The 25,810-nt window shown below is 72.1% G+C and carries 23 protein-coding genes; 8 read left to right on the plus strand and 15 right to left on the minus strand.

The features are described 5' to 3' along the window. Positions 1 to 17 precede the first annotated feature (17 nt). Together ACZ5K7_RS40160 and ACZ5K7_RS40165 are read left to right on the plus strand one after the other, a co-directional pair. Positions 18 to 809, plus strand: a complete 792-nt coding sequence (locus ACZ5K7_RS40160; protein WP_351707953.1) for a bestrophin-like domain — start codon at positions 18 to 20, stop codon at positions 807 to 809. Positions 810 to 860: 51 nt separating this feature from the next. Continuing rightward, positions 861 to 1,370: a DinB family protein gene (locus ACZ5K7_RS40165; protein WP_468922000.1), complete on the plus strand. Its 510-nt coding sequence runs from the start codon at positions 861 to 863 to the stop codon at positions 1,368 to 1,370. A 15-nt stretch (positions 1,371 to 1,385) separates the two neighbouring features. Here ACZ5K7_RS40165 and ACZ5K7_RS40170 read toward each other — a convergent pair whose 3' ends face one another. The 7 genes from ACZ5K7_RS40170 to ACZ5K7_RS40200 all read right to left on the minus strand — a co-directional run bounded on the left by ACZ5K7_RS40170 (position 1,386) and on the right by ACZ5K7_RS40200 (position 8,010). After that, positions 1,386 to 2,060: a 4-carboxy-4-hydroxy-2-oxoadipate aldolase/oxaloacetate decarboxylase gene (locus tag ACZ5K7_RS40170; protein WP_351707959.1), complete on the minus strand. Its 675-nt coding sequence runs from the start codon at positions 2,058 to 2,060 to the stop codon at positions 1,386 to 1,388. 60 nt (positions 2,061 to 2,120) lie between these two features. After that, positions 2,121 to 3,350: an aspartate transaminase gene (locus tag ACZ5K7_RS40175; RefSeq protein WP_468922003.1), complete on the minus strand. Its 1,230-nt coding sequence runs from the start codon at positions 3,348 to 3,350 to the stop codon at positions 2,121 to 2,123. Position 3,351: 1 nt separating this feature from the next. Beyond that, positions 3,352 to 4,095: an SDR family oxidoreductase gene (locus tag ACZ5K7_RS40180; RefSeq protein WP_468922006.1), complete on the minus strand. Its 744-nt coding sequence runs from the start codon at positions 4,093 to 4,095 to the stop codon at positions 3,352 to 3,354. A 59-nt stretch (positions 4,096 to 4,154) separates the two neighbouring features. Then, positions 4,155 to 5,465: an MFS transporter gene (locus ACZ5K7_RS40185; protein ID WP_351707968.1), complete on the minus strand. Its 1,311-nt coding sequence runs from the start codon at positions 5,463 to 5,465 to the stop codon at positions 4,155 to 4,157. Positions 5,466 to 5,541: 76 nt separating this feature from the next. Then, the gene (locus ACZ5K7_RS40190) at positions 5,542 to 6,522 is read right to left on the minus strand and encodes a 5-oxoprolinase subunit C family protein (RefSeq protein ID WP_468922010.1); all 981 of its coding nucleotides are present in this window, start codon (positions 6,520 to 6,522) and stop codon (positions 5,542 to 5,544) included. After that, complete coding sequence (locus ACZ5K7_RS40195; RefSeq protein WP_468922013.1) at positions 6,515 to 7,228, minus strand: 5-oxoprolinase subunit B family protein; 714 nt, start codon at positions 7,226 to 7,228, stop codon at positions 6,515 to 6,517. The genes ACZ5K7_RS40190 and ACZ5K7_RS40195 overlap by 8 nt, the downstream gene beginning before the upstream one ends. After that, positions 7,228 to 8,010 (minus strand): LamB/YcsF family protein, encoded by a 783-nt coding sequence (locus ACZ5K7_RS40200; protein ID WP_468922016.1) that lies wholly within the window; start codon positions 8,008 to 8,010, stop codon positions 7,228 to 7,230. The genes ACZ5K7_RS40195 and ACZ5K7_RS40200 overlap by 1 nt, the downstream gene beginning before the upstream one ends. Before the next feature lie 307 nt (positions 8,011 to 8,317). On the opposite strand from ACZ5K7_RS40200, the gene nac reads away from it, so the two are divergent. From nac to ACZ5K7_RS40220, 4 genes are all read left to right on the plus strand, one after another. After that, positions 8,318 to 9,235 carry a nitrogen assimilation transcriptional regulator NAC gene (nac, locus tag ACZ5K7_RS40205; RefSeq protein WP_468922019.1) on the plus strand — a complete coding sequence of 306 codons (918 nt, stop codon included), beginning with the start codon at positions 8,318 to 8,320 and terminating at the stop codon, positions 9,233 to 9,235. Between the two features lie 88 nt (positions 9,236 to 9,323). Beyond that, on the plus strand, positions 9,324 to 10,319 hold the full coding sequence (locus ACZ5K7_RS40210) for a 2-hydroxyacid dehydrogenase (RefSeq protein WP_351707983.1): 996 nt from the start codon (positions 9,324 to 9,326) through the stop codon (positions 10,317 to 10,319). Beyond that, positions 10,316 to 11,083 (plus strand): SDR family oxidoreductase, encoded by a 768-nt coding sequence (locus ACZ5K7_RS40215; RefSeq protein ID WP_468922022.1) that lies wholly within the window; start codon positions 10,316 to 10,318, stop codon positions 11,081 to 11,083. Before ACZ5K7_RS40210 ends, ACZ5K7_RS40215 begins: the two co-directional genes overlap by 4 nt. A gap of 20 nt (positions 11,084 to 11,103) precedes the next feature. Then, complete coding sequence (locus ACZ5K7_RS40220) at positions 11,104 to 12,135, plus strand: L-idonate 5-dehydrogenase (RefSeq protein ID WP_468922024.1); 1,032 nt, start codon at positions 11,104 to 11,106, stop codon at positions 12,133 to 12,135. 28 nt (positions 12,136 to 12,163) lie between these two features. Here ACZ5K7_RS40220 and ACZ5K7_RS40225 read toward each other — a convergent pair whose 3' ends face one another. After that, positions 12,164 to 12,871, minus strand: a complete 708-nt coding sequence (locus ACZ5K7_RS40225) for a type 1 glutamine amidotransferase domain-containing protein (RefSeq protein WP_450972939.1) — start codon at positions 12,869 to 12,871, stop codon at positions 12,164 to 12,166. A gap of 216 nt (positions 12,872 to 13,087) precedes the next feature. Between ACZ5K7_RS40225 and ACZ5K7_RS40230 the strand changes: the two genes are divergently transcribed. Further along, positions 13,088 to 13,954 (plus strand): alpha/beta fold hydrolase, encoded by an 867-nt coding sequence (locus ACZ5K7_RS40230; RefSeq protein WP_351707995.1) that lies wholly within the window; start codon positions 13,088 to 13,090, stop codon positions 13,952 to 13,954. Between the two features lie 150 nt (positions 13,955 to 14,104). Continuing rightward, on the plus strand, positions 14,105 to 15,256 hold the full coding sequence (locus tag ACZ5K7_RS40235) for a lactonase family protein (RefSeq protein WP_468922028.1): 1,152 nt from the start codon (positions 14,105 to 14,107) through the stop codon (positions 15,254 to 15,256). Between the two features lie 34 nt (positions 15,257 to 15,290). Here the strand turns inward: ACZ5K7_RS40235 and ACZ5K7_RS40240 are convergent, their stop codons facing one another. From ACZ5K7_RS40240 to ACZ5K7_RS40270, 7 genes are all read right to left on the minus strand, one after another. Next, on the minus strand, positions 15,291 to 17,423 hold the full coding sequence (locus tag ACZ5K7_RS40240; protein ID WP_468922031.1) for a golvesin C-terminal-like domain-containing protein: 2,133 nt from the start codon (positions 17,421 to 17,423) through the stop codon (positions 15,291 to 15,293). 90 nt (positions 17,424 to 17,513) lie between these two features. Further along, positions 17,514 to 18,617: a dihydrodipicolinate synthase family protein gene (locus ACZ5K7_RS40245; RefSeq protein WP_468922033.1), complete on the minus strand. Its 1,104-nt coding sequence runs from the start codon at positions 18,615 to 18,617 to the stop codon at positions 17,514 to 17,516. Continuing rightward, positions 18,617 to 20,230 carry an FAD-dependent oxidoreductase gene (locus ACZ5K7_RS40250; RefSeq protein ID WP_468922036.1) on the minus strand — a complete coding sequence of 538 codons (1,614 nt, stop codon included), beginning with the start codon at positions 20,228 to 20,230 and terminating at the stop codon, positions 18,617 to 18,619. The genes ACZ5K7_RS40245 and ACZ5K7_RS40250 overlap by 1 nt, the downstream gene beginning before the upstream one ends. Next, complete coding sequence (locus ACZ5K7_RS40255) at positions 20,227 to 22,398, minus strand: MGH1-like glycoside hydrolase domain-containing protein (RefSeq protein WP_468922039.1); 2,172 nt, start codon at positions 22,396 to 22,398, stop codon at positions 20,227 to 20,229. Before ACZ5K7_RS40255 ends, ACZ5K7_RS40250 begins: the two co-directional genes overlap by 4 nt. Further along, positions 22,395 to 23,231, minus strand: coding sequence for an ATP-binding cassette domain-containing protein (locus tag ACZ5K7_RS40260; protein WP_468922042.1), 837 nt, complete (start codon positions 23,229 to 23,231; stop codon positions 22,395 to 22,397). Before ACZ5K7_RS40260 ends, ACZ5K7_RS40255 begins: the two co-directional genes overlap by 4 nt. Next, positions 23,228 to 24,262 carry an ABC transporter ATP-binding protein gene (locus ACZ5K7_RS40265; RefSeq protein ID WP_468922045.1) on the minus strand — a complete coding sequence of 345 codons (1,035 nt, stop codon included), beginning with the start codon at positions 24,260 to 24,262 and terminating at the stop codon, positions 23,228 to 23,230. Before ACZ5K7_RS40265 ends, ACZ5K7_RS40260 begins: the two co-directional genes overlap by 4 nt. Continuing rightward, positions 24,259 to 25,797: an ABC transporter substrate-binding protein gene (locus ACZ5K7_RS40270; RefSeq protein ID WP_468922048.1), complete on the minus strand. Its 1,539-nt coding sequence runs from the start codon at positions 25,795 to 25,797 to the stop codon at positions 24,259 to 24,261. The genes ACZ5K7_RS40265 and ACZ5K7_RS40270 overlap by 4 nt, the downstream gene beginning before the upstream one ends. Positions 25,798 to 25,810 lie beyond the last annotated feature (13 nt).

The raw sequence follows: 25,810 nt of genomic DNA on the forward strand, positions 1-25,810 counted from the left end.
GCCTAGACTCCGCGCACATGTCCCTATGGCTGCTCAACCACTTCAGCACCTTCACGCTGGCCGTCTGCACCGTCGGGGGGACCGTCGCCCTGGCTGTCGCCGGCAGTGTGGTGCTGCGCCGCAGGTACCCGTCGCTGGCCCGCGGAGAGCACAACGACATGGTCGGTGTGACGCTGGGGATGTTCGGCGCCATCTACGGCATCATCCTCGCGTTCGTGATCGTCACCCTGTGGACGCAGTTGGAGGACACCCAGACCATCGTCGCCACCGAGGCCACCGACGTGGCGCTCATCACGCGCGACGCCGGTTCGTTCCCGGCGTCGGTGCGGGCCCGTCTCGACGCCGCCATGAGCGGCTACGTCCACGCGGTCGTCGAGGACCAGTGGCCCCGGATGCGCGCGGGGCACCCCAGTTACGGGGCCACGGAGTCCCATCTCCAGGACGCTTTCCGGGTGTTCCAGACGTACGGCCCGAAGAACGAGCAGGAACAGGTCTTCTACGAGCAGGCCGTCGGTCATCTCGACGACGTGGCCTCCCAGCGGCGGGCCCGCATCACCATGGCACGCCAGGAACTTCCGCCGCTGCTCCAGGCCTTGGCCGTCGGCGGCGCGCTGGTCCTGGTGCCGCTCACGTTCCTCTACGGCATGCGCAAACTGCGGGTCCAGATCCTGTTCGTCGCCTCGGTCGCCGGACTCGTCGGCTTCAGCCTGCTCCTGGTCTTCGTCCTGGACCGTCCCTTCGCCGGCGACCTCAGCGTCAGCCCCGCGCCGTACCGGGAAGGGGCCCTTGCCCAATACTGGCTCCGGTGAGGCGGCGACGCCGCTGCCCCCCGACGCCGGAACGGACAAGGAGTACGGTCAGTGACCAGCGACAACCGCATAGGACCGCCCGCTTTCGGAAACGAACGCGACACGCTGCGGGCGTTTCTCGACTACCACCGGGCCACCCTCGCCATGAAGTGCGAAGGGCTCACCGACGAGGAGCTGCGGCGGCAGTCGATGCCGCCGTCCACGCTCTCGCTGCTCGGCCTGGTTCGGCACCTGGCGGAGGTGGAACGCACCTGGTTCCGGCGGGTGTTCGAGGACAACGACGCGCCCATGGTCTGGTCCGACAAGGTCGACTTCCAGGCGGCGTACGACGCGAGCAGGTCGACCCGTCAGGAGGCGTTCACGGCCTGGCAGGCCGAGGTGGAGACCTCGCGCCGGATCGAACGCGAGGCCGCATCCCTGGACCGGGCCGGATACCAGCCGAGGTGGCAGCAGGAGGTGTCGCTGCGCATGGTGATGACCCACGTCCTCCTGGAGTACGGCCGCCACAACGGCCACGCCGACTTCCTGCGGGAGGGCATCGACGGGACCGTAGGAGCCTGAACCGGTGTCACGGGGTCACTCCTCGACGACCAGGCCCTTCGCTTCGAGGACCGCGGTGAGGTTGCTGACCTCGATGACGCTCTTTCCTGATCGGTAGGCGGCGATGTACGCGGCCTCGGCGTCGACGCGTTCCTGGGAGAGGCGGACCGCGTCGGCCAGGTCCTCGCGGCGGACCACCACGACACCGTCGGCGTCACCGCGCACCACGTCGCCCGGGCGGATCAGCTCGCCGCCGACCAGGACGGGCTCCGCCATCGGGCCGACGGTCTCCTTGACCGTGCCCTTGATGGAGACGCCGAGGGAGAACACCGGGAAGCCGAGGTCGCGCAGTTCCCGGGTGTCGCGGACACCGGTGTCGGTGATCAGCCCGCCGAGGCCCTTGGCCACGCAGGCGTTGGCCAGTACGTCGCCGAAGGAGCCCGCCTCCGCGTACTCACCGGCGGACACGACGATGACGTCGCCGGGCCGGGCGTGCGCGATGGCCACCTGGAGCATGATGTTGTCCCGGGGCGCGCAGCGCACGGTGAAGGCGGGGCCGCACAGGGACATGGTGTCCGACACCGGCTTGATCTTCGAGCTCAGGGCGCCGAGCCGGCCCTGCGCCTCGTGGACGGTGGCCGAGGAGTAGGTGCCGAGTCGCTCGACCAGGTCCGGATCGGGGCGGTCGAACTTCGTGTTCACACGCAGCATGGGTCTCTCTCCGAGAAGCGGTACGAGGAGCGGTACAAGGGGCGGAACAAGGGGCAACGGTCAGGTCAGGGCGGCGCAGGCGGCGGAGAGGCGTTCGCAGGCCTCCGTCAGGACCGCGCTCGACGTCGCGAAGGAGATGCGGAAGTAGCCGGGGGCTCCGTAGGCCGCCCCGTGGATCACCGCCACCTGCTGCGACTCCAGGAGGTGGGCGGCGAACTCCTCGTCCGTGCCGATGCGTTCACCGGCCGGGGTGTGCCGGCCCAGCAGTCCCGCGCAGTTCACCAGGACGTAGAAGCCGCCGCTCGGTGGCGTGCAGGTCAGGCCCGGGATGTCGGTCAGCATCTTCACCGTCTCGTCCCGGCGGGCCCGGTAGACGGCGACACAGTCGTCGATGAAGCCCTGGTCGCCGGTGAGCGCGGCCGTGGCGGCCGCCTGGCTGATCGAGGAGGGGCAGGAGGAGATCTGGGACTGGAGCTTGTTGACGGCGCCGACCAGGCCGGCCGGTCCGGCGCCGTAGCCGATCCGCCAGCCCGTCATGGCGTACGTCTTGGAGACGCCGTTGGTGAGGAACACCCGCTCGGCGAGGCGGGGTTCGACCGCGGCGAGGGTGGTGGGAAGTTCGCCGGAGCCCTCGTCGCCGTACCAGATCTCGTCGTAGATCTCGTCGGTGAGGACGAGGACACGCGGGTGGGCCAGCAACACGTCGGCCAGGGCGCGGAGTTCGGCCGGGGTGTAGGCCGCGCCCGTCGGGTTGTTCGGGGCGTTGAGGATCAGCCAGCGGGTGGCGTCCGTGATCGCGGACTCCAGGCGGTCCGGCGTCAGCTTGAAGCCGTCGCTCTCCGGGCACGGGACGACGACCGGGGTGCCGTCGTTGGCGAGGACCATGTCCGGGTACGACACCCAGTACGGGGCGGGGACGATGACCTCGTCGCCCGTGTTCAGGGTGGCCATCAGGGCCAGGAAGATGATCTGCTTCGCGCCGCCGCCGACGGTGATCCGGTCGGGGGCGTAGGTCAGCCCGTGGCGGCGCGTGAGCTTGTCGGCTATGGCGGCGCGGAGTTGGGGGGTGCCGTTGACCGGCGTGTACTTGGTCTCGCCCCGGCCGATCGCCTCGATCGCCGCCGCCTTGACGTGGTCGGGGGTGTCGAAGTCCGGTTCGCCGACCGTGAGGTCGAGGATGCGGTGGCCCTGCGCCTTGAGTTCGCGGACGCGTTGGGCGGCCGCCGTGCTGGGGGAGGGCTTGATGCGGTCGACCCGCTGGGCCAGGGCCGTGACTGTCGTGTCCGCCATGTCAGTCGGCCCGCCGTTCGAAGTTGAGGCCGCCCGGCACCTGGAAGGTCGGCAGGATCTCCACGTGGCCGATGTTCACATGGCGCGGTGAGTCGATGGCGAAGTCGATGGCGTCGGCGATGTCCTCCGGCTTGAGGGACTCGTAGCCGTCGTAGTAGACGCGCTGGGCCTCTTCCATGTCGCCGAGCAGCCGGCCGAAGATCTCCGTCTCCACCCGGCCCGGACAGATCTCGGTGACGCGGATGCGGTGGCCGTAACCATCGACGCGGAGCTGCCGGGAGAGCGTGTGCACGGCCGCCTTGGTGGCGTGGTAGATCGTGTTGCCGCCGAAGTTGTAGACGGCCGCGATCGAGCTGATGTTGACGATGTGCCCGAGGTCGCGTTCCACCATCCCCGGCATGAGCAGGCGGACCAGGTGCAGTATCGCCTGGATGTTGACCGCCACCTGCTCGTCGACGGCGAACTCGTCGGCGGTGAGGATGTTCCCGGAGCGGGAGACACCGGCGTTGTTGACGAGGACGTCGACCTCGATGCCCCGCAGGGCCCCGGTCAGGGCGGCGGTGTCGGTGATGTCGACGGCGTGCGGCACGCAGCCGGTGCGCCGGGCCAGGTCGGCGAGGCGGTCGGCGTTGCGGGCCACGGCGTGGACCTCGAGCCCCTGCTTCACCAGGCGCTCGACGACCACGGCCCCGATTCCGGTGGAGGCACCGGTCACGAGCGCGGTCTTGTAGTCGGAGAAGGGCATGTGAACTACTCCCAGAGGTGCGGGGTGGGGGGTGGAGTGGGGTGGCGTGGGCGGGCTGACTACGCGTCGCGCAGGGGCTGGTGCGCCCGGTCCTGGACCCTGGACACCGCGACGAGCGTGCCCAGTGCGGTGACGACGGCGTAGAAGGCCGGCATGTTGACGTTGCCGGTCTCGGCGATGAGCCACGTCATCAGCAGGGGTGCGGTGCCGCCGAAGAGGGCGGAGGAGATGTTGTAGCCGAGGCCGTAGGCGGAGTAGCGCACCCGGGTCGGGAAGAGCTCGACCAGCAGGATGTGGATGACGCCGGTGTGGCCCGCGAAGACGACGGCCATGACGCACGCGCCGAGCACGGCGAGCGGGACGTTGCCGGTGCCGATGAGCAGGTAACAGGGGATCGCGACGACCGCCATGGCGATCGCGGCGCCCGCGAGGACCTTCTTGCGCCCGACCCGGTCGGAGAGCCGGCCCATGTAGGGGATGGCGACCGAGATGGCGACCAGGCTGCTCGCGGTGACGAGCAGACCCTGCACCTTGCTGAAGTGGAGTTCGCTGCTCATGAAGGTCGGCATGTAGCTGAACAGGACGTAGTAGCCGGAGCCGTTCATCAGCGGGATGAAGAGCGCGAGGAGCATCGCGCGGCGGTGCTCGGCGGAGGAGAACGCCTCCTTCAGCGGGTTCCTCGCCAGGCCGCCGCTCTCCTGGAGGCGGGTGAAGTTCGGGGTGTCGCTGATCCGCCTGCGGATGTAGATGCCGGTGACGCCGAGCGGGATGGCCAGCAGGAACGGGATCCGCCAGCCCCAGGACTCCATCCGATCCGCGCCGAGGCCGCTGGTCAGCGCGGCCGCGATGAGCGTGCCGGTGAGCAGGGAGAGGAAGGAGGCGATCTGGGCGTAGCTGGTGTAGAGGCCGCGCCTGCCCTCCGGCGCGTGCTCGGCGAGGAAGCTCATCGCGCCGGATGCCTCGCCGCCGACCGAGAAGCCCTGGGCGACCCGGAGCAGGATCAGCAGCGCGGGTGCGGCGATACCGATGGCCGCGTAGGTCGGCAGCAGGCCGATGGCCGCCGTCGCCGCGCTGATCAGCATGATCACGAAGACGAGCATCCGCTGCCGGCCGATGCGGTCGCCGAGGTGGCCGCAGATGACACCGCCGAGCGGGCGGAAGAAGAAGGAGACGGCGTAGCCGAGGAAGACCAGCTGGACGGCGTTGGCCGAGTCGGGGAAGAAGACGGCACCGAGGGTGCCCGCCATGAAACCGAAGATGCCGTTGTCGTAGAGCTCGGCGAAGATGCCGACGCAGCCGGCGAGGGTGACTTTGCGAGCGGTTCTCGGATCGACCGTGTTGGGGGTCGGTTGTGCGGCCACGGTGGCCATGGCGGTCTCCTTCAATGACGTTCGTGCGCTTTCGGGGACGGGGTGTCACTGACGTGCGGGGCCGTGCATGGGGGAGTCAGGGGATGCGGTGGGCGTCGAACACCGTGCGGACGCGGGTCTTCAGGGCCTCGATACCGGCGCGCTGTAAGCGGTACGCGGCCACCGCCTCGGCGACCGTGCGGCGCCGGAAGCGGACGGCCTGGCCGGGGCGGGCCTGGCCGAGCGCGTCCAGGCCGGTCGAGGTGACGACCGCGAGGACGGGATAGCCGGCGGTGACACCGCGGCCCCGGTGCAGGACGAGGAGTTCGTCGCCCGCGGGCACCTCGATCGCGCCGACGGGGACGCCACGGGAGAGCACCTCGCCGGTCGCGGTCCTGCGCGGCACGTCGCCGGACAGGCGCAGGCCGATGTGGTTGCTCCGCGGGGTGACGGTGAACTCCGAGCGGAACAGCCGGTCCGCCGAGTCGCCGAACTCCGCCAGGTCGGGGCCGTCGGTGACGTCGATCGTCCATGCCGTCGTCCCGGCGAGACGCGGTACGGACGCGTGCACACGGAACAGCGGGATGCCGTAGACCGGGTGGCCGATCGGGGCCCGAAGGGCCGTCCGTACGGCGATCTGGTCGCCGTCCCGCAGGGCGTGGCCGAAGCCGAGGATCGTGTCGGGGGCACAACTGCCCAGCAGGTACGGCGACTCCACCGAACCGTGGACGGCGAGGTAGGCGCGGACGCCGACCCTGATGCCGGTGACGCGGATCGTCTCGCCCGCGCGGACGACCACGGGTTCCCAGCGGGGGCGCGGGACGTCGTCGACGGTGAGGTCGGCGGGGGCGCCGGTCACGGCGACGAGTATGTCGGCGGAGGGCGTGCAGCTGAAGTCCGTCGCGGTGGTCTCCAGCAGCGGCGCGCTCTCGTCGTTGCCGGTCAGGACGTTGGCGACGCGGGCGGCGTACTGGTCGGGAGCGCCGTTGACGGGGAGGCCGTCGCGGGAGCGGCCCGGGCGGCCGAGGTCCTGGAGGGTCGTGAGTCCGGCGCGGTGGACGGTGAGGGTGTCAGCCATGGGCCACCGCCTCGGCCGAGAGCATCGCGCCGTCGTGGTCGCGCCACTGCTCCGCGGTGATCGGCACGAACCGGAAGGTGTCGCCCGGCCGGTACGGCGTCAGCGGCTCGGCGTCGAGGTCGAGGACGCGCAGCGGGGTACGGCCGAGGATGGGCCAGCCGCCGGGGGACCGCAGCGGGCAGATCACGGCCTGCCGGCCGGCCACCGCGACCGAGCCGGGCGGCACGCTGGTCCGCGGCGAGGCCAGCCGCGGCACCGGCGCCGGGAACGCGGGACCGTCCATCATCGGCGCCCCCACGGGTGCGCCCAGACAGCGCACGGTCAGGTCCTGGGCGGTGTGCAGCTCCACCACCTCCCGCTCGGTCAGGCCGAGTCGGTCCGCGACGACGGGGAGATCGGGGCCGTGCTCGCCGCCGTAGACGACCGGGACGGTGAAGCGCCGGGGGGACGGCGACGGGGGTGTGCCGTCGGTGAGCCGGGCTGCCGCCTGCCGCAGGGCGCGGCGGACCGTGTCGTGGTCCGTGGTGGCGCAGTCGAACTCGACGAGGAGGGAGTCGTAGGCCGGGACGATGCCGTACACGCCGGCCACCGCCGCCGCCTCGACCGCGTCGGCGAGGGCGTGCACGAGCCGCCAGGCCCCCGCGCCCTGGGCCTTCACCACGACGGCCGAGTCACCGCAGTCCGCGATGCGGATGTCGCCGTTCATCAGGTGCTCTTCCCGTCGAGTACGGCGGCCAGCGGGGCGATCCCGACCTCCGCCGTCAGGAGTTCCTCGCGGATGAGGTGGGCGAGGGAGAGGGCGCCGGGCGTGTCGCCGTGCAGCAGGACGGTGTCGCAGTCGACGGGGATGTCACGGCCGCCGACGCTGCGGATGACGCCCTCGGTCACCATCCGGACCGTGCGTTCGGCGATCTCCCGTTCGTCGTGGATGACCGCTCCGGGTTCGCTCCGTGGGACGAGGGTGCCGTCGTCCTGGTAGGCGCGGTCGGCGATGCCGACGACGGCGACGCGCAGGCCGCGGGCGCGGGCGGCGTCGGCGAGTTCGCCGTCCTGCGCCAGGACGATCAGTGAGGGGTCGAGGGAGGCGATCGCCTCGGTCACGGCGACCGCGTAGTCCCGCCGGGTGGCGACGAGGTTGCCGAGCCGGCCGTGCGGGGCCACGTGCCCCACCCGGGTGCCGTGCGCGGCGGCGAACGCCTGGAGCGCGCCGACCTGGTAGAGGACGTCGGTGCGGACCTCGTCCGGGGTCAGGTCCATCGCGCGGCGGCCGAAGCCGACGCGGTCGGGAAAGCTGGGGTGGGCGCCGACGGCGACGCCGCGGTCCACGCAGCGGCGGACGGTGGCGTCCATGATCCGCGGGTCGCCGGCGTGGAAGCCGCAGGCGATGTTGGCCGAGGTCAGGACGGAGAGGAGGGCCTCGTCGTCCCCCATGGTCCAGGGGCCGTACCCCTCGCCGAGGTCGGCCACGAGATCGACCGTGAGTGTCATGTCGTCCTCCGCCAGGAATGGGAAGCCGGTAAGCCGGTAAGCCCGGGAAGCCGGGAAGCCGGGAAGCCGGGAAAAAGGGGGGAGCCGGGGAAATGAATCCGAAACGCGGTTAACGTGGCTGTTGCAATTTCTTCGGCAGGTCGCCGTCGACCGGGAATTTCGCGTTTCGGTGACCGTAGTACCGGGGGATCGGCGCTTCAAATACCCGTTGTGTGTGGCGTGATAAGGGCGGGGTATGACACCGCTCGCTCTCGGGCCGCCCGGACCGCCCGTACGATGAGCCCTCCTCTCAGGCTGGAGGTCGCCGATGGACACCAGGCGTCTGTACTCGTTCGTCAAGATCGTCGACGCCGGGAGCATCACGCGCGCCGCCGACATCCTGCACATCGCGCAGCCCGCGCTGAGCCAGCAGGTCTCGATGCTGGAGACGCAGTTCAAGCAGCAGTTGCTGATCCGCAGCAAGCGCGGGGTGGCACCGACCGAGGCCGGACGCGCCCTCTACCGCCATGCCCAGCTGATCCTGCGCCAGCTCGAACACGCGCAGGCGGCGGTCGACGTGTCCGGGCGGGCGCCGGCCGGGAGCGTCTCGGTGGGCCTGGCCCCGTACAGCACCGGCGCCGCGCTGGCCCTGCCGCTGCTGCGGGCCGTGCGCGAGCGCTACCCGGACATCCTGCTGCACATCAACGAGAACTTCGGCGGTGTCATCAGCGAGGCGATCATGACCGGCCGGATGGACATGGCGTTCATCTACGACGCCGGTCCGGTACGCGGTGTCCAGTTCGAGCCGATGCGGACCGAGGACCTGTACCTGGTCGCCGCGCCGGGCACCGGTTCGGCGACCGACCGGGACGAGGTCTCCATCGCCGAGCTGGCCGGGGTGGGCCTGCTGCTCCCCAGCCGTATCCACACCATCCGGCACGTCGTGGACGCCGCCTTCCGCCATGTCTCCCTCGAACCGAGGGTCGTCGGCGAGATCGAGTCGGTCCTGACCCTGACCAGTGCCGTCGGCGCCGGTCTCGGCGCCACCGTGCTGCCCTGGTCGGCGGCGCAGGCCATACTCGACGTACGGAGTCTGGTGGTACGGCGGATCGTCGACCCCACGATCGAGGTCAAGCTCTCCCTGTGCACGTCCGATCACCAGCCCCTGTCGGAACCCGCCCTCGCCGTACACGATCTCTTTCACGAGCTGATCAACGAATTCGGCGGGAATCCCGAAGCCCGATGACGTCACACGAATCCGGTATTGGTTGCGTCGGCTGAGCGCTGACTAACGTTTTCACCGTCGTAACGCAGAAGCAGCGTGGGAGTGGTGGATGAAAGAGCGCGTGCTCAGTACTCGTGGCACTCTGCCCGGCGGCGGGCTGCACCGGCTGGCGTCCCGTCCGGACACGGACGTCGTGCGCTGGACGGGCACGGGCCGGCCGGAGCCGGCCGAACTGGCCTCGCTCGCCGCGGCCGAGGGAGGCGTGAGTGCCGTTCTCGCCCTCGGCAATGACCGGGTCGACGCCGGACTGCTGGACGCGGCCGGCCCTTCCCTGAAGGTGGTCAGCCTGGCCAGCATGGGGTTCGAGGGCGTGGACCAGCGGGCCGCGGCCGAGCGCGGGGTCGTGGTGACCCACACCCCGGGGGTGCTGGCGGAGACGACCGCCGACCTGGCGTTCGCGCTGATCCTGGCCGCCCGCCGCCGGCTGGGTGTGGCCCGTGACGCGCTGCACTCCGGGGCCTGGGACCTGTTCCGGATGGATGACTACCTCGGCCTGGACGTGCACGGTGCCACCCTGGGCCTGGTCGGCTACGGGCAGATCGGCCGGGCGGTGGCGAGGCGCGCCACCGGCTTCGGCATGCGCGTACTGCACCACGACCGGTCCGGCTCGGCCGCCGACGGCCTCTCCACCCCGGTCGCGCTGCCGCAGCTCCTCGCCCAGTCCGACATCGTCTCGCTGCACGTCCCGCTCACCGACGCCACCCGCCACCTGATCGGCGCCGCGGAACTGCGGGTCATGAAGCCGACCGCCACGCTGGTCAACACCTCCCGGGGCGGGGTCGTGGACGAGGCCGCCCTGCTGCGCGCCCTCGACGAGGGCCGCCTGCACTCGGCCGGGCTCGACGTGTACGAGCGTGAGCCGCGCGGCGCGGACGTGGCCGATCTGACCGCCCGGCCGAACCTGTTCGCCCTGCCGCACGTCGGCTCGGCCACCGAGGCGACCCGCGCGGCGATGGTGGACCTCGCTGTGGACAACGTCCTGGACGTCCTCGACGGACGCCCGGCCCGCACGCCGCTGCCGGGCACGAAGGCGGAGCCGGCATGACACCCAGCCCCCTGTTCGACATCGCCGGGCGCGTCGCGCTGGTCACCGGCTCCAGCCGGGGCATCGGGCGGGCCCTGGCCCAGGGGCTGCTGGAGGCCGGCTGCACGGTCGTCCTCAACGGCCGTGACGGGACGGCCCTCGCCCGCACCCGCGACGAACTCGCCGGGAAATCCCCCGTGTTCGCCTACCCCTTCGACGTGACCGACTCCGCCGCCGTGGCCGCGAACGTCGCCGCGATCGAGGACGAGGTGGGCCCGATCGACATCCTCGTCAACAACACCGGGGCCCAACACCGCGCGCCGCTGGTCGACTTCACCGACGACGACTGGCACCGCCTGCTCGGCACCAACCTCACCAGCGCCTTCCTCATGGGCCGGGAGGTCGCCCGCCGGATGGTCCCGCGCGGGCACGGGAAGATCGTCAACATCCTCTCGGTGCAGAGCGAGACGGTACGGCCCGGCATCGCCCCCTACTCCGCCACCAAGGGCGGGCTGAAGCTGCTGACCAAGGGCATGTGCGCGGACCTCGGCCCCTCGGGCATCCAGGTCAACGGCCTGGGCCCGGGGTACTTCGAGACCGAACTCACCGCGGCACTGGTCGCGGACGAGGAGTTCAGCGCATGGGTACGGGGGCGCACCCCGGCCGGCCGGTGGGGCAGGGTCTCCGACCTGATCGGCGCCCTGATCTTCCTGGCGTCGCCCGCGTCGGACTTCGTCAACGGGCAGGTGCTGTACGTCGACGGCGGCATGCTGTCGGTCCTGTGACCCGAGGGAAGGAGCATCACATGCACGCATGCGTGGTCCACAAGGCGGGCGATCTCCGGGTCGAGGAGTGGGACCCGGGCCTGCCCGGCCCCGGGCAGGTGCTCGTGGCCGCGTCCCTGGGCGGCATCTGCGGCTCGGACCTGCACTACTACCACCGCGGCTCGGTCGGCGACTTCCAGGTCCGCGAACCCCTGGTGCTCGGCCACGAGGTCGTCGGCCGGGTCGCCGCGCTCGGCCCCGGTACCGAGGGCGGCCCCGCGGTCGGCACCCCGGTGGCGGTCCACCCGGCCACCCCGTGCGGGACCTGCCCGGAGTGCGCGGGTGACCGGCGCAACGTGTGCGGTCACGCCCGCTATCTCGGCAGCGCCGCCCGGATGCCGCACGTCCAGGGCGGTTTCGCCCAGCGGTTCGTCGTCCCCGCCGACCAGGTACGGGCGCTGCCGGCCGGGCTCGACCCGCGTCGCGCCGTACTCGCCGAGCCGCTCTCCGTCGCCCTGCACGCGGTGCGCCGCGCCGGGGAGGTGGCCGGCAGGCGGGTGCTGGTCACCGGCGCCGGTCCGATCGGTTCCCTGGTGGTCGCCGCGCTGCGGCACGCGGGCGCCGCCGAGGTGATCGTCAGCGACCTGCTGGACGCCCCGCTGGACATCGCCAGGAGCGTCGGCGCGACGGCCACCGTCCGGGCGGACCGCCCCGACGACCCGGCCTGGCCCGACGACGTCGACGTGGCCGTGGAGGCGTCCGGCTCCGGGGCGGGCCTGGGCACCTGTGTCCAGCGGATCCGCCGGGGCGGCACCGTCGTCCTCCTCGGACTGCTCCCGCCCGGCGAGACCGGCTTCCTCGGCAACGTCGTCGTCACCCGCGAGATCACCCTCCGGGGCGCCTTCCGTTTCGACCACGAGTTCGACGACGCGCTCGCGCTCCTGGCCTCGGGCCTGGACGTCGGCCCCGTCGTCAGCCACACCCTGCCCCTGAGCCGCGCGGTCGAGGCGTTCGACCTGGCCGGTGACCGTACGAGGGCGTCCAAGGTCCTGCTGGACCTGGGCGGCGGATGATCCCGGTCGGGGCGCGGACTCCGGTTCCTCAGCGGGCGGTTCCGGACAGGGCGGCGACGAGTTCCTCGGCGAGAGGGCCCGAGGAAGCCGGGTTCTGACCGGTGTAGAGGTTGCGGTCCGAGACCGTGTACGGCTCCCAGGCGGGGCCCTTCGAATACTCGGTGGGCAGCTTTCTCAGTTCGTCCTCCAGCAGCCACTTGGCTCTGTCGGCGAAACCGACGCCGGCTTCCTCCTCGTTGCAGAAACCCGTCAGACGGTAATTCGCGAAAGGCGTGTCGCCGTTCGCGTCCCGGGTCGCGAGGATGGCGGCCGGGGCGTGGCAGACGATGCCGAGGGGACGGCCGGACGCGAGGGCGTCGCGCAGCAGTTCCCCGGATTCGGGATCGACCGCGAGGTCCTCCATCGGGCCGTGTCCGCCGGGGTAGTAGACCGCGTCGTAGTCCTCGAGGCGCACGTCCTGGAGGGAGAGGGGATGCCGCAGTTCATCCGCCGACTCGATGACGGCCTCCTCCCGGAGGGAGTTCTCCTCGCCGCCCGCCATGCGGGCCTCCAGGCTCATCGTGTCCACAACGGGCACCACGGCATGCGGAGTTGCCACGGTGACTTCGTGTCCGGCGTCGGTGAACACGCTGTAGGGCGCCACGAACTCCTCGGCCCAGTAGCCGGTCGGATGCCGGTGCCCGTCCTTCAGGGTCCAGTAACTGGCGCCGGTCAGCACGCACAGGATCTTGGCCATGAGAAACTCCGAAACTCCCGTGGGCGATCAGGCATATGTAACAAGTCTGAGCAGCCCTCTTGGTGGCTGCAACTGGTGGCCTGAGGGAACGGAATTGCCACTCGCCCCATAGGCACAACCTCTCCGTTTGACCGCCGTGGATACCGGACTAGGCTGATTTGACGCCTGATATCGGCCTTCCTGTTCTCACCGTGCACGTCGAGGAAGGGGAAGCACATGACCGCGCATATGACCGCGCACATGACCGCCTCTGGGACCTTGAAATCAGGTGAGGGCAGACTGGCCCTCGCGGTGGCCGTGCTCGCCGCCCTGACCGTGGTGCCGGCGCACGCGGCGGACGGCGTCGGCAGGGCCCCGGAGGGCCAGAAACCGACCGTGGTCCTCGTGCACGGAGCGTTCGCCGACGGGTCCAGCTGGAACGGCGTGGTGCAGCGCCTCCAGGCGGACGGCTACCAGGTCATCGCCCCGCCCAACACACTGCGCGGCATACCCCAGGACTCCACGTATCTGAACAGCCTGTTGAAGACGGTCAAGGGGCCGATCGTCCTGGTCGGACACTCCTACGGCGGCGAGGTGATCTCGCAGGCGGCCGCCGGGCTCGACAACGTCAAGGCGCTCGTCTACATCAACGCGATCATGCCGGACAAGGGCGAGTCGTTCTCCAGTCTCTCCGCCAAGTTCCCGGCCGTCCCGCTCACCAGCGCGCTCCAGCAGGTGCCGTTCCGCAACGGCGACGGCACCACCGGCACTGACGTGTACGTCCAGCCCGGCAAGCTGCACGCCGTCTTCGCCCAGGACCTCCCGCAGCAGCAGACGGCCGTCCTGGCGGCGACGCAGCGCCCGATCGCACAGTCCGCGTTCACCGACAAGGTCACCGAGGCGGCCTGGCGGGACAAGCCAGTCTACGTGCTCGTCGGCAGCCAGGACCGGGCGATCAACCCGAGCCTCGAGAGGTACGAGGCCAAGCGCGCGCACGCGCGCAAGACCGTGGAGATCGACTCCTCGCACGTCTCCCTGATCTCCCACCCCCAGGAGGTCACGGACCTCATCGTGAGCGCGGCCCAGAACTCCGGACAGCAGTAGGCGGGCGGTAAGCGGCAGGGGCGCCGCGGCCCGGCCGGCAATCCTTACGGGTCACGGACGTCCAGGCGGTATGCCGGATACGTCCGGTTGTCGCGGGCTCGGCCGACCTAACGTCTCAGTCATTCCGAACTTCCGTCCCACACACGGAGAATGACGATGACGCCTGCCCGCACCGTCCGTATCGCCGCCTCGATCGGCACCGCCGCGCTCGCCGTGGCCACCGCGTTCGCCGTCCCGGCCGCCGCCGCCTCGCACCAGACCGCGCGTGTCCACTCCACGGTCTTCGTGCAGACCAACAGCCCGGCCGGGAACGCGATCGTCGCCTACGACCGCGACGCCGACGGCACCCTCACCGCCGCGGGCCGCTATCCCACCGGCGGCCTGGGCGGCAGCCTGGCCGGCTCGGTGGTGGACCACCTCGCCTCGCAGGGCTCGCTCGCCTACGACCGTGCGCACCGGCTCCTCTACGCCGTGAACGCGGGCAGTGACACCGTCACCGTGTTCGCCGTGCACGGCGACCGGCTGACGCGTACCCAGCAGGTGGCCTCCGGCGGCTCCTTCCCGGTCGGCATCGCCGTCCACGGCGACCGGGTCTATGTCCTCAACGCCCTGGACGGAGGCTCCGTGCAGGGGTTCGTCCGGGTCGGCGACCACCTGACCACCGTGCACTCCTGGCAGCGCGGCCTGGGCCTGGACCCCACGGCCACGCCCCAGTTCACCCACACCCCGGGCCAGATCGCGTTCACGCCCGACGGCACCCGGCTGGTCGTCACCACCAAGGCCGCGGCCAACAGCATCGACGTCTTTCCCCTGGACCGCTCGGGCGCCCCGGCCCGCAAGCCGGTGGTGAACTCCGAGCCCGGGACCGTGCCCTTCGGCTTCGCCTTCGACGCCGCCGGCCGGCTCCAGGTCACCCAGGCCGGCACCAACGCCGTGGCGACCTACGCCGTGGGCCGCGACGGGAAGGTCACCCCGGTGGGCTCCCCCGCCGCCACCGGGCAGGCCGCGACCTGCTGGATCGTCAGGGACGGGCGTCACCTGTACGCCTCCAACGCCGGCAGCGGCAGCCTGTCCGGCTTCCGCACCGACGGCCGGCACGGCCTCGTCCCGCTCGGCGACACCGCCACCGACGGCGGCACCGTCGACGCCGCCGTCTCCTCGGACGGCCGCTACCTCTACGCGCAGACCGGCGCCAAGGGCATCGTGGACGAGTTCCGGGTCGGCCACGACGGCTCACTGACCGCGATCGGCTCGGTCACCGTCCCGGACGCGGTCGGCGGCGAGGGCATCGTCGCCCTGTAGCCGCCGGCCGCGGCTCCGGCGGCACTCCGGGTCTTCAGCTCCGCGGGCCCAGCAGGCGGATCGCGTCGGCGGCCACCGTCGCGTCGGCGTCGTTGGTCAGCTCGACCGACGTGCCGAGACCGGCCGCCAGCCGGTACTCGCCGAGGGAGACCCAGGTGCCGCCGCGCGGGTCGGGGGCTCCCGCCGTCCGCTGGTCGATCCGGACGGTGGTGGTCGTGCCGTCCGCCTGCACGACGGTGTACGGGGCGTTGCTCGCGCGGGTGGCCGCCGGTGGATACGACGCCTGGATCTCGTACGCGCCGTCCTGCGGTACGGCCGGACGCCAGCGCACCTTCCGTGTTCCCGAACCTGCCGGTGCCGTCCGGTAGTTGCCCGACCAGAAGCCCGGGTCCGCCGTCGCCGTCGGCCAGCTGCCGGAGACCACCTCGAAGCCCAGCCGGTCGTTGTCCACGACCACCTCCGCGCGGACGTCGGCGGAGCCCGGCGCCTCGATCAGGCTGAGCGCGTCGAGGCCGAGCAGGGTCCCGCCGCCCCTGCCGGTCCCCGTCACCGCACACCGCACGGTGTGCCGCCCGGCGCGCAGCCGGGCCGAGCCAAGGTGGGCCAGGTCGAAGCCGGCCGCCGTCTGCGCCGTGGTGTCGATCGCGTGGGCGGGCAGGACGGTGCCGTCGTCCACCGTGACGGTGACGAGGCCGCCGTCCGCCGAGCGGTAGTGGCGCAGGAGCAGTTCGTACTCGCCGGTGTGCGGCACCCGGATCGTGAACTCGACCGCGTCTCCGACCTGTTCGGGGGTCAGGACCAGGCGCTCGCCGGCGCGCGCCAGCGGGTCGCCGACGGTGGTCACCGCGCCGCCGCTCGTGACCTCGTGGTGCGTGCCGGCCAGGGCGACGACGGTCTCCCGGTAGTGGGGGCCGTGGCGCAGGCTGTCACGGCCGCGGGTCAGCCAGTCGAGCGAGAAACGGCAGACGTTGACCCGGAGCGGGACGCTCGCCGAGTCGCCGTCGCAGCCGTAGAGCAGGATCACGGTGCCGTCGGAGAGGTGGGCGAGGTCGGAGTAGAAGGAACGGTTCTCGTTGATGACGCGCGAGTAGCGGTACGAGTAGCCCTCGTCGTAGCTGACCGACACCGTCATGTTGCGTCTGACGGGGGAGTCGGGGCGGCTGAACAGCACCCGGTCGGTGTCGTGGCCGCCGGGGCCGCCGGTGTGGCGCAACAGGCTCGCGTCCACCGCGTTGAGCGAGCCGGTGCCCCCGTCGAGGGCCGGCTGCGACCAGGTCAGGCCGTCGTCCTCGCTGACGGAGACGATCCGCTGGCCCTCGCCGCCCGCCGCGGCACGGCCGTTCACCAGCACGCTGCCGTCCGCGCGCTGCACCATCCGTGCCTCGTTGATGGGGTAGGCGACCTGTACGGGCACCTCGCCGGTCGCCTGCCAGGTGGCGCCGTGGTCGTCGCTGTAGATCGGTGCGACGCCGTAGTACCGCTCGGCCACGGTGTTGCCGACGATCACCCTGCGGTGCAGGCAGTTGAGCAGCAGCCGGCCGGATCTCAGCTGGAGCCCGTGGCCCGGCCCGGGGCCGTGCAGCGCCCAGGTGTACGGGAACCCGTCGAACAGTCCGGCCAGGTGCCGTACTTCGCCCCAGGTCCGGCCGCTGTCCTGGCTGGAGATCAGGTAGAGGTCGCCCGAGTCGCCCGAGCAGGAGGTGTTCTGCGGCAGCCGGAGCGAGAGCATGTAGAAGAGGAAGACCTCCCGGGTCCGCCGGTCCACGACCAGCGCCGGGTTGCCCCAGGACTCGCCGTCGACGGAGGTGACCAGGGTGCGGCTCTCCTCCCAGGTCCGGCCGCCGTCGGTGCTGCGGCGCAGCAGCAGGTCCCGCGGCCCGGCGTCGCAGACCTCGTGCCGGCCCTCGGTGACGGCCAGGACGGTGTCGTCGGGCAGCACGGCCAGCGCGTGCACGTGGTAGTTCACGAGCGGTCCCTCGGCGGAGTCCCAGAGGGTCTGCTCCTCGAAGAAGGTGCCGGGCCGGCCGGACGCGGACGACCGGTCGGCGGCGTGGGCCGGGGACGCCAGGGCCGTGGGGCCGAAAGCGGCGGCCGCCGAGACACCGGCGACGCCCAGGGCGAAGGACCTGCGGTTCATGGCGGTGCGCTGCGGTCCGTTGTCGGACAAGGTGGGCCACCCCTTTCGGGCGGAACGGAGGAGGCGGTACGGCGGAGCGGATGCCGGCACGTACCGCTTCAGGAACGAGGAGCGTGCGGATCAGGCGCGTATGAGATGGGCGTCGAGGGGCGCGAGCAGGTCGAGCAGGGCGTGTCGTTCCTCGTCGGAGCACGGGGTGAAGGGCGCCGCGACGTGCGGCGGACACAGCCCTCGTGCGGCCAGGACGGCCTTCACCGCCGGCACACCGGGTCGTACGGTGTGCAGCGCCAGCACCCGGTCGAGCAGCTGTTGCGCGCGGCTCGCGGCATCGTCCCGGCCGTCGCGGTGGGCCCGGAACAGCTCGACGGCGGCGGCGGGCGCCAGATTGGCCACTCCGGGGACCACCCCGTCGGCTCCGAGGCGCAGTGCGTCGAGCGCCTGCCGCTCCGCGCCCTGGCTGATCCCGAAGTCCTCGCGCCGGCGGGCCGCGGCGAGGGCGTGGCCGAACAGCGCGAGGTCGCCGGAACTGTCCTTGATGCCCACGAGGTGCGCGAGGCCGGTCAGTTCGTCCAGCAGGGCGGGTGTCAGCGGATTGCTGTAGCGGGGGGCGTTGTAGGCGACGACGGGAACGCCGAGGCCGGCCAGGGCCGCGTAGTGGGCGACGATCTCGTCGTGCCGGTGGTGGAAGTAGATCGGCGGGCTGAGCACCAGCGCGTCCGGTGCGGCGGGCAGCACGGCCTCCGCCCGCGCCAGCGCCTCGGCGGTGCCGGGTGCGGTGACGTTCACCAACACCGGGCCGCCGTCGACCAGTTCGCGCCAGCGCTTGGCGACCCCCACGGTGAACTCGCCCAGTTCCGCCGTGGGGAGCAGCGGGCCCTCGCCGTTACTGCCGAAGAGCATGAGGCCGCGGGCGCCGGCCGCGGCCAGGGCGCCCAGCAGGACGTCGGCGGCGGGGGCGGAGGGCCGCCCTGGCCGGTCCATCGGGGTGACCAGCGGGACGATGACACCGGACAGCAGCGTGCGGCCGTCGGGCTGCCGCTTCTCGCCGTCGGCCAGGCGCTCCGCTGTGAGTGCCGTGATCGGCCGTCTTTTCGCTGCGGCGCCGTCGTGGCTGATCGCGCCCCGCGGCGGAGCCGCACATTGATCCAGCCCCGCGCCCCTTTGGGGCGCTTCACTCAGGTCGACCTGTCTGTCCCTGTCTGCTTTCCTTTCCTGGTCACCCATCAGTACCCCCTGACCTCGGGCCAGGAGAGTTCGACCCCGGCGTGGGTGAGTTCGGTCTGGAAGCGGGTCAGCAACTCGGGGTCCTCGTAGACCTGCTCGGCCTCCAGGTGGTGGTCGAGGCAGTGCGCCGCCAGGGATCCGGCCGCCTCGCCGATGTTCCACTCGACGGGGTGCAGCCGGTAACAGCCGTTGGTGATGTGGGTGGTGCCGATGTTCTTGCACACCGGGAGCAGGTTGCGCAGCCGTACGGGGAGCAGGGCGCCCAGCGGGATCCGGAAGGGACTGCTGGCGACGTCGATGTAGGTGTCGCCGCCGGTGGAGGGGTGCAGGTCGATCCGGTACATCCCGATGCCGACGGAGTCCGGGTAGGGCACCGCGCCCCGCTCGCCCCGGACGGCCAGGGACAGGTCCTGTTCGACGATGCGGCGCCGGGCGACGATCCGCCGCGACTCCCGGATGTACGGCGCCTTCGCCAGCCCGTCGGCCGTACCGAACACGTCGCCGCGCAGCCGCAACCCTGGCCAGCCGGTGCCCCCGTCGGGGCGGGGCGCCTCGGTCTGCAGCCAGTAGAGCATGCTCATGCTCAGCTCACGGGCGCCCGCCAGATGCCGGTCCCGTTCCTTGTCGTCCACCCCGATCAGCGGCCCGGGCAGGTAGTCGATCATGGGCCAGTTGACGATGGTCACATCGCTCGCGGCGAAGCCCGGCCGGTACAGCTTGCGGGAGACCACCCGGCGGAACTCCCACAGCTCCTTGTCCCCCGCGTCCTTGCTCTGGTCGGCGACCACCGGCCCCGAGTCGGCGTTCGGGGTGAAGCCGCGCGGTACGGTCTCCAGCGTCCTCGGGTCGGGCGCGCTCAGGCTCAGCAGCCGGTTCGGCCACTGCGGGGGGTGGTAGGCGGCCCAGCCGTCGTAACCGGCCGGGCGGTCGACGGTGTGGTCCTCGCCGGCCCGGTGGTCGACGGCGAACACCCAGGAGAACGCCTGCATGTTGGCCGGCTGCGCCTCCTCCGGCGCGCTCGGCTCCCCGGTGTCCCGGCGCGACTCGAAGCCCGTCACGTGTTCGGCGCCGGTCAGCGGCAGCAGGTCGCCTAGTTCCGTCGCGTCCAGGACGTACGGCGCCGAGACCTCGACCAGGGTGCCGTCCGGGCCCTCGACGACCACGGACCGCACCCGGTCGCCGGCCACGGACGCGGCCACCGGCCGGTGCCCGTAGAGGATCCGCAGCCGGCCGGCCGCCACGTACGGCGCGACCATGGCCTCCAGCACGGCGGCGGCGACCCTCGGCTCGTGGCAGAGCGCGCTCACCCGTCCCTCGCCCGGGTTGAGATACCGGCGCCGCCGGGCCTCCTCGGTCAGCGGGTACCACGTCCGGTAGTGGTCGCGGATCGCCTCGCGCAGCGCGCGGTAGGTGCGGGTGGCACCGAACTGCTCGATCCAGGTGTGCTCGTCGGGCGGTACGCCCTGGCTGGTGAGCTGGCCGCCGATCCAGTCGGTCTCCTCGGTGAGCAGCACCGACCGTCCCCGGTCGAGGGCGGCCAGCGCGGCGGCCACGCCACCGAGGCCTCCGCCCACGACGAGGATGTCCGTGGCCGCCCCTGTCTCCGCGCTCATGTGCCGCTCCCTTCCCGTGCGTGACGTCCTCCGACCGGCCCGAACATGAAGCTCCGGGGGCCGCCCGTCACCTCCACGCGCACCGGCGGACCACCGCCCGGCGGAGTGACGAGCAGGTCGCCGACGCCCTCGGCGGTCCCGCTCACGCGGTCGCCGGTCAGCAGGTATCCGCGTACGACGACTCCGGGCGCCAGGTCCAGCAGGGTCCGTCCGTCGAGGCCGACGGTGAGCCGGTCGGCCGCCCGGATGTCGAGGCGGCCCTCGCCTAGCGGCAGGTTGCACAGTTCGGCCGGTTCGCCCGGGTGCGCGAACCGCCAGCCGTCGGGGCGCGCGTCGGCCAGTTCCCCGAAGGCGAGGTACGCCAGCAGCCCGCCCCAGGCCATCAGGCCGTCCGACCGCTTCTGAAGACCGGTCAGGTTCTCGCCCGCCACGGCCGGATAGTTCTCCCTGACATGGCCGTACTCCCGCCATTCGTCGAGAAACAGCCGCAGCAGGGCCCCGACCACCGGCCGGCTCAACTCGGTGAGGTCGTAACGCCGTAGCCCACGTACGGCGAGATAGGCCATCGGCGCCCAGATCCGGCCGCGCCAGTAGGTGGCGGCGAAGCCCGGGTCGTCGCGGGCCACGCTGGGCAACGGGCGTGCGCCGCCCAGCACTTCGGGCCGCAGCAGGTCGGTGGCCATGGCCGTCGCACGGTCGGCGTCCGGCAACCCGCCGAGCAGCGCGTACAGCATGGTCGGCGAGACATGCGGATCGTGCGCCCCCGCCGCCGTGAGATTGCGGTAGCCGCCGCGTTCCTCGTCCCACAGCAGCCGGTCGGCGACCGCCCTGGCCGTGGCGGCCTCGGCGCGCAGCCGACCGGCCGTCGTGCCCTGCCCCAGGACGTCGGCGATGTCCGCCAGGGCCTCGGCGTCGGCGATGTGCAGGGCGTTCAGGCCGACGTCGGCGAGGTCCATGGTGTGGGTCGCCGGGTCGTACCGGGCCTCGTCGTACATCGGCGAATCGTCCAGGCCCGACTCCCGTCTGGCCCGGTCCAGAGTCGCCGACGCGGGGTCGTCCGCGATCGGGTCGGACCCCCAGGCGAGCAGCCCGTGCGGCCCGCGCCGGGCCCGGGGCCACCAGTCGTGCCAGGCCAGCAGCGCCGGGAAGGTGTCGGTGAGGAGCGTCGTGTCGCGGGTCCCGGGCGACAGGCCGCCCGCCAGATAGGCCTGGTGGACGGTGAGTGCGCCGACCGGTGGCTGTGAACGGTCGTCGGTGCGGCCCCGCTCGTCCGAGACCCGGTTCGGGATCATCCCGGCCTCGTCCGCGTACGGAAGGATCTGCCCGAAGATGCCGCGCGCGTAGTCCCGGTCGACGGCGGAGGCGGCGAGGCCGGTGAAGAACGTGTCCCAGGCGTGCAGGGCCCAGGTGCCGTAGAAGCCCTTGCGCTCGGCGCAGACGAAGTCCCGCGAGGTGGGGGTGAGGACGCGGCCGAGGTCCGGGGCGTAGATGGTGTTCCAGGTGACGGCCCTGGTCAGGGCGGATGCGGCTTCGCCCAGCCAGCCGGTGGAGCGGAGCGAGGTGCGCTGCGCTGTGCGGGCCGCGATGCGTCGTCGTTCGGCTGCGGCGCCATCGTGGCTGGTCGCGCCCCGCGGCGGAGCCGCACATTGATGCAGTCCCGCGCCCCTTTGGGGCGCCAGTGTGGCCGGCGTGATTCGCAACTCCACGTTGTCGCTTGCCTCGGTGTCGAATGCCAGCGTCAGTGCGTCCGCCGCGCCCTCGATCCTGCGGGCCGGCGCTGAGGTGGTGACCGTCCAACGGGTCCCGCCCACGCGGACGATGGTGGTCACGTCCGTCGGCTCCTCGATGGCGTCCAGGCCCTCCACCGACAGCACGATCACGCCCGTGCTCTCGGCCCGCGCGTCCAGCACGTCCCCCGGGCCGCCCGCGAAGGTCAGGTGCAGGCGGTGGCCCGCCGCGCGTACCGTCACCTCGGTGTAGCTGCCGTCCACGGTGTGCGGGCCCAGGCGGTCGAGGCCGTCGCGCCAGGTGAAGCCGTCGAGGACCGGGCCGTCGGGGCCGAGGACGCCGAACCGCACCCGCGGGCCGTCCGGCAGCCTGCTCATCCCCGTGTGCGTACGGACGTCCCAGGTGTTCCAGCCGGTCGGCGCCGGGGTCACAGCGCTCATACGCCCGCCTTGTCGTCGGCGGTGCCCTCACCGGGCACCGAGTCGTCCAGGTCCAGGGCCGCGTCCAGCAGGGCCCGGGTGTACGCGTGCCGCGGCGCGGTCAGCACCTCGCCGGTCCGGCCCTCCTCCACGATCACGCCCCGGTGCATCACCGCCACCCGGTCAGCGATCTGGTGCACCACCCCCAGGTCATGGGAGATGAACAGCATCGCGAGCCGGTGCCTGCCCCGCAGGTCCACTAGCAGCCGCAGGATCTGGGCCTGCACCGACACGTCGAGCGCCGACACCGCCTCGTCGCAGACCAGCAGCCGGGGCCGTACCGCGAGCGCTCTGGCGATGCTGACCCGCTGGCACTGGCCGCCCGACAGGTCCCCCGCGCGTCGCCCCGCCACCTCGGGGTCGAGCCCCATGTCGGCGAGGAGCCGGTGCAGCGCCTCGGTGCGGTCGCCCTCGGGCGCGGTGACCGGATGGGTGTTCCAGACCTCGGCGATGACCGCGGCGACCGTCATCCGCGGGTTCAGGGAGGAACGCGGGTCCTGGAACACCATCTGCACCGCGCGCTGCAACTCGGGCGGTCTGCGCCCCGCGCGGCCGAGCGGGCGGCCGTCGAAGGCGATCGTCCCGGCGCCGGGCCGCAGCAGTCCGGCCACGCACCGGGCCACGGTCGTCTTGCCGGAGCCCGACTCACCGACCAGGCCGAGGGTCTCCTCGGGTGCGACCGACAGGCTCACCCCGTCGACGGCGACCGGACCGCCCCGGCGGACCGGCCCCCGCCCGCCGTACCAGACGCGCAGATCACGGACATCGAGGAGGGGGACCTCGCTCGTGCTCACGAACCCAGCACCTCCTCCGCGAAGTGGCAGGCGCTCCGGCGGCCCGGTGCCACCTCCCGCACCTCCGGTACCTCGGCGCGGCAGCGGTCGCGGGCGAGCGGGCAGCGCGGATGGAACGCGCAGCCGGCCGGCCGGTTCGCCGGTGTCGCCGGGGCGCCCGGCAGCGGGTCGGCGAGCGCGGTGCGGGTCCTGACGGCGGGCACGCTGCGCACCAGGGCGGCGGTGTAGGGGTGGGCGGGGCGTCGCAGCGCGTCGCGGGCGGGGCCGCGTTCGCAGACCCGCCCCGCGTACATGACCACGACCTGTTCGGCCACGTGCGACACGACCCGCAGGTCGTGGCTGACCAGGAGCATCGACAGGCCGTCGGCGGTCTGGATGTCGGCGAGCAGCCGCAGGATCCGGGACTGCACGGTGACGTCGAGCGCGGTGGTGGGCTCGTCGGCGAGCAGGAGGGTGGGCCGGCCGGCCAACGCCATGGCGATCATGGCGCGTTGGCGCAGGCCGCCGGAGAGTTCGTGCGGATAGGCACGCATCCGGCGTTCCGGCTCCGGCACGCCGGCCCGGTCGAGGAGTTCGACGACCCGGCGGGTCACCTCGGCGCGTGGCAGCCGGTCACGGCGGGGGATCTCGCCGACCTGGCGGCCGATCCGCTGGGTCGGGTTGAGCGCGGCCAGCGGGTCCTGGAAGATCATCGCGATCTCCCGGCCGCGTACCGCCCGGCGCCGGGCCGGGTCGGCGGCGATCAGGTCCTCGCCGTGCCACAGCAGCCGGCCCGCCAGGGTGGCGCCCTCGGGCGGCAGGCCCAGGATCGCGAGGGCGGTCATCGTCTTTCCGCTGCCCGACTCGCCGATCAGTCCCACGGTGGTGGCGCGGGGCACGTCGAAGGAGACACCGTCCACCGCGTTGACCCGGGTGCCGTGCGGGCCGGGCAGTTCCACCACCAGGTCGTCGACGCGCAGCAGCGGCCCGTCGGTCACGGGCGGGGCCGGTGCGGTGGCCCCGTGTTCGTGTGCGGTTCCGGCGGGGGTCACGAGCCGTCGGTCCGTACGGTGGCGAAGTCCGGCAGGCCGCTGGCGTCGGGGACGAAGCCCTTCAGGTCGCTGTTCCAGGCGTAGGCGATGCTCACCGACATCGGGTACATCCCGACGGCGTCCCGCCAGATGATCCGGCCGGCCTGGCCGTAGAGGTCGGTGCGCTTGGCCTTGTCGGCCGTCGCGCCCGCCGACGCCAGCAGTCCGTCCAGCTGCTTGTTGCAGTAGCCCATCCGGTTCGCGGCGCAGGTGTAGAGGCGCCCGAGGTTGCTGGCCGCGTCGTAGCTGGGCGTGGCCAGCTGCTGGAAGTTGATGTCCCACTTGAGGGCGATCAGGTCCTCGGTGAAGGTGGCCTGCTCCTTCTCCAGCGGGTCCGCCTGTACGCCGACCTTCTGCAGGTCGGAGACGACGGCCTGAATGAAGGGCCGGAACTCGTCGTTGGCGAACTGGAGCCGCAGCTTCTTGGAGAAGTCGAAGCCCGCGGCGGTGAGCGCGGCCTTGGCGGCGGCCGGGTCGTAGGCCACCGGCGACTGCGGTACGTGGCCGAGGACGACGCCGGTCACGGGCGCGTCGGCCGGTTTTCCGGTCTCCGGATAGAGCTTGGCGATGATGGTCTTGAAGTCGACCGCCTGCCAGATCGCCCTGCGTACCTTCGCGTCCTTGAGGGCGGGCGTGGCGGAGTTGAACCACATGGTGAACTCGGCGCTGCTCGGCACCGTCCGCACGGTCAGGTCGTTGTCGCCCTTCAGCGAGGCCAGCTGGTCGTCCGGGATGCCCCAGACGACGTCCACCTCGCCGGTGCGCAGCGCGGTCAGGCGCGCCGACAGGTCGGGGACGTTCCGTACGGTGACCTGGTGGAGCGCGGGCTTGGTGCCCCCGTACTTCTTGTTGGGCACCAGGACCAGCGACTGGCCCGGGGTGAACCCGGAGACCGTGAACGGGCCCGAGCCGACGGGGTGGTTGAAGAAGGCGGTGTCCTCCTTGCCGATGCCGGAGGGGAGGACGTAGAAGGTGCCGAGCTTGCCCGGGACGGACGCGTCGGGTGCCGGGCTCTTGAGGACCACCTCGGTGGGCGAGACCTTGGTCATCGTGTAGCCGGGGAAGTTGCCGGCGTTGGGGCCGTTCAGGGTGATCATCCGCTGGAAGGACGCCACCACGTCGTCGGCGTCGAGTGCGGAGCCGTCGGAGAAGGTCACGCCGGAGCGCAGCGTGAACGTCCACTGCGTGACGTCCTTGTTGGGCTTCCAGGAGCTGGCGAGGTCGCCCTTGAGGGTGCCGTCCGCGGTCGGCTTCACCAGTCGGCTGAAGATCTCCTGCGCCGCCAACTGGGTTCCGGTGGAGGCGCCTTGGGCGCCGTGCGGGTCCAGGCTCTCGATCGGGTAGGTGCCCGCGACCGTCACGTCGCCCGAGGCCCCGCCCCCGTTGTCATCGCCGCCGGAGGTCGTCGAACAGGCGGCGAGGAGGGCCGCGCCCGCCGTGCAGGTGGTGGCGAGCCGGATCAGCCGGCTCCGCCCGTACGCACGCGTCTTGGTCATGGAGGTGCTCCTG

The sequence above is a fragment of the Streptomyces sp. NPDC031497 genome (assembly GCF_055580905.1).

Excerpts from the sequence above, each read along its gene's own strand:
- ACZ5K7_RS40160 (WP_351707953.1), top strand. The coding sequence starts at position 18 with ATGTCCCTATGGCTGCTCAACCACTTCAGCACCTTCACGCTGGCCGTC.
- ACZ5K7_RS40170 (WP_351707959.1), bottom strand. The coding sequence starts at position 2,060 with ATGCTGCGTGTGAACACGAAGTTCGACCGCCCCGATCCGGACCTGGTC.
- ACZ5K7_RS40175 (WP_468922003.1), bottom strand. The coding sequence starts at position 3,350 with ATGGCGGACACGACAGTCACGGCCCTGGCCCAGCGGGTCGACCGCATC.
- ACZ5K7_RS40180 (WP_468922006.1), bottom strand. The coding sequence starts at position 4,095 with ATGCCCTTCTCCGACTACAAGACCGCGCTCGTGACCGGTGCCTCCACC.
- ACZ5K7_RS40185 (WP_351707968.1), bottom strand. The coding sequence starts at position 5,465 with ATGGCCACCGTGGCCGCACAACCGACCCCCAACACGGTCGATCCGAGA.
- ACZ5K7_RS40190 (WP_468922010.1), bottom strand. The coding sequence starts at position 6,522 with ATGGCTGACACCCTCACCGTCCACCGCGCCGGACTCACGACCCTCCAG.
- ACZ5K7_RS40195 (WP_468922013.1), bottom strand. The coding sequence starts at position 7,228 with ATGAACGGCGACATCCGCATCGCGGACTGCGGTGACTCGGCCGTCGTG.
- ACZ5K7_RS40200 (WP_468922016.1), bottom strand. The coding sequence starts at position 8,010 with ATGACACTCACGGTCGATCTCGTGGCCGACCTCGGCGAGGGGTACGGC.
- nac (WP_468922019.1), top strand. The coding sequence starts at position 8,318 with ATGGACACCAGGCGTCTGTACTCGTTCGTCAAGATCGTCGACGCCGGG.
- ACZ5K7_RS40210 (WP_351707983.1), top strand. The coding sequence starts at position 9,324 with ATGAAAGAGCGCGTGCTCAGTACTCGTGGCACTCTGCCCGGCGGCGGG.
- ACZ5K7_RS40215 (WP_468922022.1), top strand. The coding sequence starts at position 10,316 with ATGACACCCAGCCCCCTGTTCGACATCGCCGGGCGCGTCGCGCTGGTC.
- ACZ5K7_RS40220 (WP_468922024.1), top strand. The coding sequence starts at position 11,104 with ATGCACGCATGCGTGGTCCACAAGGCGGGCGATCTCCGGGTCGAGGAG.
- ACZ5K7_RS40225 (WP_450972939.1), bottom strand. The coding sequence starts at position 12,871 with ATGGCCAAGATCCTGTGCGTGCTGACCGGCGCCAGTTACTGGACCCTG.
- ACZ5K7_RS40230 (WP_351707995.1), top strand. The coding sequence starts at position 13,088 with ATGACCGCGCATATGACCGCGCACATGACCGCCTCTGGGACCTTGAAA.
- ACZ5K7_RS40235 (WP_468922028.1), top strand. The coding sequence starts at position 14,105 with ATGACGATGACGCCTGCCCGCACCGTCCGTATCGCCGCCTCGATCGGC.
- ACZ5K7_RS40245 (WP_468922033.1), bottom strand. The coding sequence starts at position 18,617 with ATGGGTGACCAGGAAAGGAAAGCAGACAGGGACAGACAGGTCGACCTG.
- ACZ5K7_RS40250 (WP_468922036.1), bottom strand. The coding sequence starts at position 20,230 with ATGAGCGCGGAGACAGGGGCGGCCACGGACATCCTCGTCGTGGGCGGA.
- ACZ5K7_RS40255 (WP_468922039.1), bottom strand. The coding sequence starts at position 22,398 with ATGAGCGCTGTGACCCCGGCGCCGACCGGCTGGAACACCTGGGACGTC.
- ACZ5K7_RS40270 (WP_468922048.1), bottom strand. The coding sequence starts at position 25,797 with ATGACCAAGACGCGTGCGTACGGGCGGAGCCGGCTGATCCGGCTCGCC.